The organism is Chryseobacterium sp. VD8, assembly GCF_037149975.1.
Lineage (GTDB): Bacteria > Bacteroidota > Bacteroidia > Flavobacteriales > Weeksellaceae > Chryseobacterium > Chryseobacterium indicum.
In genome coordinates this window covers 1-5,864 of record NZ_JBBCQL010000260.1, presented here as the reverse complement: position 1 = coordinate 5,864, position 5,864 = coordinate 1, and the positions used below count along the sequence as shown (strand labels likewise).

General features: G+C 37.9%; 6 protein-coding genes. 1 reads left to right on the top strand and 5 read right to left on the bottom strand.

Annotated features, from left to right (window positions below; translation table 11 throughout):
- On the top strand, positions 1-973 hold a 973-nt coding region (leuB, locus tag WFK35_RS19775; RefSeq protein WP_336734120.1), incomplete at its 5' end, for a 3-isopropylmalate dehydrogenase.
- A gap of 436 nt (positions 974-1,409) precedes the next feature.
- Here leuB and WFK35_RS19770 read toward each other — a convergent pair.
- From WFK35_RS19770 to WFK35_RS19750, 5 genes are all read right to left on the bottom strand, one after another.
- A complete protein-coding gene (locus WFK35_RS19770; RefSeq protein WP_087710119.1) occupies positions 1,410-1,598 on the bottom strand; it encodes a hypothetical protein in 189 nt (62 codons plus the stop codon).
- An 11-nt stretch (positions 1,599-1,609) separates the two neighbouring features.
- A complete protein-coding gene (locus WFK35_RS19765; protein WP_336734118.1) occupies positions 1,610-2,215 on the bottom strand; it encodes a DUF4230 domain-containing protein in 606 nt (201 codons plus the stop codon).
- A gap of 3 nt (positions 2,216-2,218) precedes the next feature.
- Positions 2,219-2,785, bottom strand: coding sequence for a TlpA family protein disulfide reductase (locus WFK35_RS19760; protein ID WP_336734116.1), 567 nt, complete (start codon positions 2,783-2,785; stop codon positions 2,219-2,221).
- 1 nt (position 2,786) lies between these two features.
- Positions 2,787-3,254, bottom strand: coding sequence for a nucleoside triphosphate pyrophosphohydrolase family protein (locus tag WFK35_RS19755; protein ID WP_087710124.1), 468 nt, complete (start codon positions 3,252-3,254; stop codon positions 2,787-2,789).
- Between the two features lie 373 nt (positions 3,255-3,627).
- Positions 3,628-5,864: reprolysin-like metallopeptidase (locus tag WFK35_RS19750; RefSeq protein ID WP_336734114.1), on the bottom strand; the 2,237-nt coding region annotated here is incomplete at its 5' end.

Genomic DNA, 5,864 nt, shown 5'->3' with positions numbered 1-5,864 from the left:
TTATAAGACTGGAAACCCTTTGCCGGATGAAACGCTGGAAATCTGTAAAGCATCTGATGCAGTTCTTTTCGGGGCGATCGGAGATCCTTCTTTCGATAATAATCCGGATGCCAAAGTACGTCCGGAACAGGGGTTGCTGAAACTTCGTAAAGAATTGGGGCTTTTTGCGAATATCCGACCTTTGAAAACGTATGCTTCTTTAATTGAGAAAAGTCCTTTGAAAAGGGAAATTATTGAAGGAACGGATATTCAGATTTTCAGGGAACTGGTGAGCGGAATTTATTTTGGCGAAAAATTTACGGATGAGGAAGCGGGTTATGCGTATGATATCTGCAAATACAACCGTGATGAAATCGCACCTATTGTTCACATGGCTTTTCAGGAGGCTCAGAAAAGGAGAAAAAAGTTAACTTTAATTGATAAGGCGAACGTTTTAGATACTTCCAGATTGTGGAGAAAGGTCTGCAAAGAAATTGCGGCAAATTATCCTGATGTAGCACTTGATTTTATGTTTGTAGATAATGCGGCAATGCAGTTAATTTTAAATCCGAAACATTTTGATGTAATTGTTACCGAAAATATGTTCGGAGATATTATTTCAGATGAAGCGAGTGTAATCGGCGGTTCTATCGGTTTGCTTCCTTCGGCTTCCATTGGAAATGAAAATGCTTTGTTTGAGCCTATTCACGGTTCTTATCCGCAGGCAAAAGGAAAAGGAATTGCAAATCCTGTTGCTTCTATTTTAAGTACGGCAATGATGCTTGATTATTTAAAGCTTGAGCAGGCAGCGGAAAAACTGAGACAATCTGTAGAGTATGCTATTGAAAATAAGTACGTTACTGTGGATCTGAATTCTGAACAGCCTTATTCCACCAGTGAAGTGGGAAGTTTTATCGCAGATTATATTAAATATTCCGAGAAATCGTATTACAATTTTGAAAATGTGAAGCTCGGAAAATCAACTATTGTTTAAAAAATATCAATTGTCTGCAATTAATCATAACCTCGGTTCGGGATAGGAAATAAATTTAAATAATTGCTTTATAGTATTATATCAATTTATCGCAAAGAAAAACAAAAGATTTTTTTTTATTGAAAGTTTGCAAGCTAAACAAAGGCACTTCGTTTATTTAAAAAAGACAAAAATGGTATTATTTTGATAAGTTTTACGCCTTTGTATACCTTAAAAGCACTTAGTATTTAAAATAACCTTGCGGATTTTGCGTTAAAATTATGATTAATAATAGATAATCATTGAAAAATATGTCAGTTTTGCTTCGTAAGTCAACAGCCAAATAGTTACGGTAGTTGACAAGCGGAGCAGATTGACCGTTGTAGTTCATATTACATATTTGACTTTTATTTGTGTTTTTTTCTAAAAAAGGTTCCGCTCAGTGAGCAGAACCTTTTTATTTTTCGTCCGTATTATCCGTTTTTCCGGATTTGTTGTTTTGAGAAGATTTCTGAACGTCTTCTTTATCCACGTCCGACGGATTTGTTTTTTCTGATGAAGCAGGAATATCGGGAAAATCCTGATTTTGCTTTTTGGTTTCCGCAGAATTTGCAGATTCTTGTTTTTCTTTTTCTTCTGAATGCATAGCTTTAAATTTTATAGTCCTAAAATGCCCAGCTTTCCGGTCTGGTCTTCTATGGTATAATTCAAAGCCTTTGCCAAAACAAAAATATTATTAAGATTTTCCATTAACTGTTGTCTTCCTTCCGTTCTCAGCTTGTTCTGATCGATGGATTTTACAGCGGTATGTTTCGCTTTCTGCGTTACGTTTTTAATGTCTTTTTCGGAAATTCTGTTGAAAAAAGAATCGTCCATCGACTGGATTTCCACACTTGGCGTAATTCTGATGTCTGCATCGGGTAATTCGGTAATCACTAATTTTTTATTGATCGAATCTACCTCCATTTTCATCTTGTTAAGATCATAAGAAACCTGTGCGTTCGTTTTTGTATAGGTAATGATGCTATTGCTGGAAACTTCTTTGCCTAAAAATTCATAGCCCATTTTGGTTTTCTGAATGGAAGAAGTATTCTGCTCAAGCACGACCATTTTATTCATTTTCGAAATCTGATTGGTCAGAATATAATAATCTGATTTTTCGGTTTTTTCACTAAGATTAAAGCATGACTTTAAACTGAAAAACAAAACCGTTACCAGTGCAGCTCCCGCCAAAAACGATATTAAAACTTTACTATTTCTCAAACCTTATTTACCAAAAATTTCTTTAATTACAGAACTGTCATCTTTTTTCAGGATTTCCACCAAATCTCTTTCGATATATCCGGATGTAGGCATTTCGATAATTCGTCCTAATTCTTTTCCGTATTTCTGAACAATAATCGTAGGAACTTTCTGGATGTTAAAAAGGCTTTCTTCGCCATTAGGAGATTCCTTTTTACGGTTTACGGCAATAATGGTAAGTTTGCCTTCCGGATATTTTACTTCCTCAAGAATCCTCATCAGTCTCGGAAAATCTCTGTGAGAATCTTCACACCATGTTCCCATGAAAACCGTAATGTTGTAAGTATTGATCTTGGCTTTTTTTAGTTCTCCGATCGCCTTCTGATCCAAAGCATATTCATCATGCTCTTTCACATACCAGTCAGAATAGGGAGCTTCCAGAAATTTACTTTTAAGCTGATTTCCCAAAAGCATTTTTCCGTCTGCAGTGGTTTCAACTTCACGTCCTACAACCACTTTTTGTGCAGTAAGCTGTTGAGTTGCCATGAATAGAGCTGAAACAGCTATACAATTCGTAATAAATTTTTTCATACTATTTTTCAATAATTGTCTTTAAATCGGCAGGAGAGTAGTATTTGTTTTTCAGGACTTTATGATCTGCCTGTCTGTATACATTAAATTTCTCGCCGGATTTTTCATAAAATGATTCTACGTCTTTTGCTTTGTAAAATTCTACCGTTTCCTGTGCCTGTTCTTCATTATCGCAGGCTTTCGACATGTTGGAACGCTGAACTTCGTTGAACAACTCTACAAATTTGCTGCCAAGTCCGAATTCCAAAACCGCTCCGCTTAAAACATACTGCAAATCGCATAAAGCATCTGCAATTTCTACGATATTATTATCTGCAATTGCTTGTTTCAGTTCGTTCAGCTCTTCCTGAAGAAGTTCAACTCTCAGGTTGCATCTTTCCGGTGAAGGAATTTGAGGAGTATCTAAAATAGGGGCTTTAAAGGTGGTGTGGAATTCTGCTACCTGGTTCAGACTATCAATTTTATCCATGAATATTTTTTATTTACGCAAAGATAATAATTGGGTTTTAGATTTTAAGAATTGGGGCTTAGGTTTTTTACACAATGATATCATTCTGAACATAGACTGAAAGTCTACGAGCATTGTTAAAAAGTGAAGTGAAGAATATCAAAAGTCAAGGAATAGATCATGCTTTTTCTTTCATAAATCTTTCAGATTTTCAATGATGGTGAGTTTTGGTGAAAATGTTTTTGGGATTTGTGATTATATGATTTTTAAGAGCTTAATCCCGTTTGGAATTTATGCAGAGAGTAGAAGTGTGTTAATTTTGCGGACTCAGAAACAAAAAAGACTGTCCGTTTCCAGACAGCCTTTTACCTCAAAGCTTAATTGAGTGAAGCAATTAGTTTTTAATGAATCTCTTAGAGACTTCTCCAATCTGGATCATGTAAGCTCCTTTAATAAGACCGCTCACATTTACTGCGCCTCTTTCAAGTTTTCCTGAATTGATTAGTTTTCCACCCATATCGAAGATTTTATAGTCTTCGTTCGTCGTATTTGAAACATTTAAAACATCTTTTACAGGATTCGGATATAATCTGATATCTGTAATCATGTCTTTTGTATCTAAAATATTTCCTCTTCCTGATGATACAATATTTAATGTATAATCTTCCACCTGTCCGTAAGTATACGTTCCGCATGAAGATGTAGGTACAGAACTGTACTGCATCATTACTCTCATTCTTGTTGTTCCTACTGTTGCAGTTGAAGGAATGGTAATTGATCCCGTAACAGGAGTTGTAGTAGATCCTGTCTTGGACCATGCCAATTCTCCGCTGTCTGCAAAGTCTCCGTCTCCGTTATAATCAATATACACCGCATATGCTTCGCTGTAAACCGTTGAAGTCCAAACCGGAGTAATAGAAAGTGAATAAGCAGAGCCTCTTGTTACATTTGTAGAAACTGAAGTGAAGTTTTCATAACCTGCTGTTCCTGTTGAAGTATTGTTTATGCTTCCGAACTTTACATTTCCTATTCTTTCATCAGCAGTATTGTTAGCTGAAGCAGAACAGTAAGTAACTGCAGTTCCTGCTAAAGTGGTTACGGAAACTGTGTTGCTGGCAACTGAAACATTTCCTGCCGCATCTTTAGCTTTTACTGTAAAGCTGTATGTTGTTGAAGGTGATAAACTAGATACAGTATAGGAAGTTGATGCAGTAGAACCTACTAATGAAGTTCCCTGATAAACATCATAACCTGTAACACCTACGTTGTCTGTTGCTCCGGACCATGAAAGATTCGTACTTGTAGAAGTTGTTCCTGAAGCCGCAAGAGTAGGAGCGGTAGGAGCAGTAGTATCTGGAGTTCCTGAACCTGCATTTACGGTAATGTTTGCATTGTTCACATCAAAGAAAATATGATTGGAACCTTTTACCATAATTCTTCCTGTTGTTGTAGAAGTATTCGGGATAGTTACCGCCTGTGTTCCGTCGTTTGGAGTTCCTGCTAATAGAGTAGTCCATGTATTTCCTCCGTCTGTAGACCAAAGAATATCTACGTTGGCTGCATTTACACCATTCGCTGTTGTTCCTGCTACATTCCATGTTACAGTTTGGGAAGTTCCTCCTGTAACTGTTGTAGCGGTATTTTGAGAGCTTACACTGAATGGTCCTGCTGTTCCGTTTACTGTGATTACTGCATCATCAGAATTGTTTCCGGAACCTCCGGCTCTGTTATCGCGAACGGTAAATCTGAAATTGTATGTTCTTGCTACATTGGATAGTGCTTCAACAGTAATTTCAGATCCTGCTGTTGTGGTAGCTCCCGCAAGAACTGAAGCCATTCTAGGGAAATATCTTACAGGCGTAGTTTGTGGTGTCCAAGATCTGAAAGTAGGTCCTGTCGCTTTTGTGGCACTCGCCGCAGAACTTGCTCCGGTTTGTGAAGACGACGCATTGTCCATTTGTTCCCAGATATACGTTAACGAATCTCCGTTTGCATCTGTTCCGGCTCCTGTTAACATAAATGGTGTTCCTTTCGGAATGGTATAGTCCAGACCTGCATTGGCTGTAGGAATTGAATTTCCTGTACTTGTGCTTGTAGGGCAGGTTTTTGCCTTGATGTTGTTGGTAATCTGCTGAATGCTGATCGCGTGGAAGAAAGCATCAGAATGCGGCTGAATATCCTGAGAAGTAATTCCCGCATATCCCATGATGGTTGATCCTGATCCCGGTTCCATATTAGCTCCTGTTCCTTCGTTGTTCATGGAGAAAGTGTGGTTTCCTCCAAACTGATGTCCCATTTCGTGTGCTACATAATCAATATCGAAATTGTCTCCTGAAGGAATTGCATCTGCCGGAGAAGTGTAACCGCTTCCTTTAGAGCCATTGGTACAAACGCAGCCGATACATCCTGCATTTCCGCCACCTCCTGAAGCTCCGAATAAGTGACCGATGTCATAATTTGCCTCACCAATAACAGAAGTCAGGGTAGACTGAAGCTCTGAATTCCAGTTACTCATGCTTGCCGCTGCAGAGTAAGGATCCGTAGAAGCATTGGTGTAAATTACGGAATCGTTATTTGCAATTAAAACCATTCTTGCTGCAAAATCTTTTTCAAAAACTCCTTTTACACGGG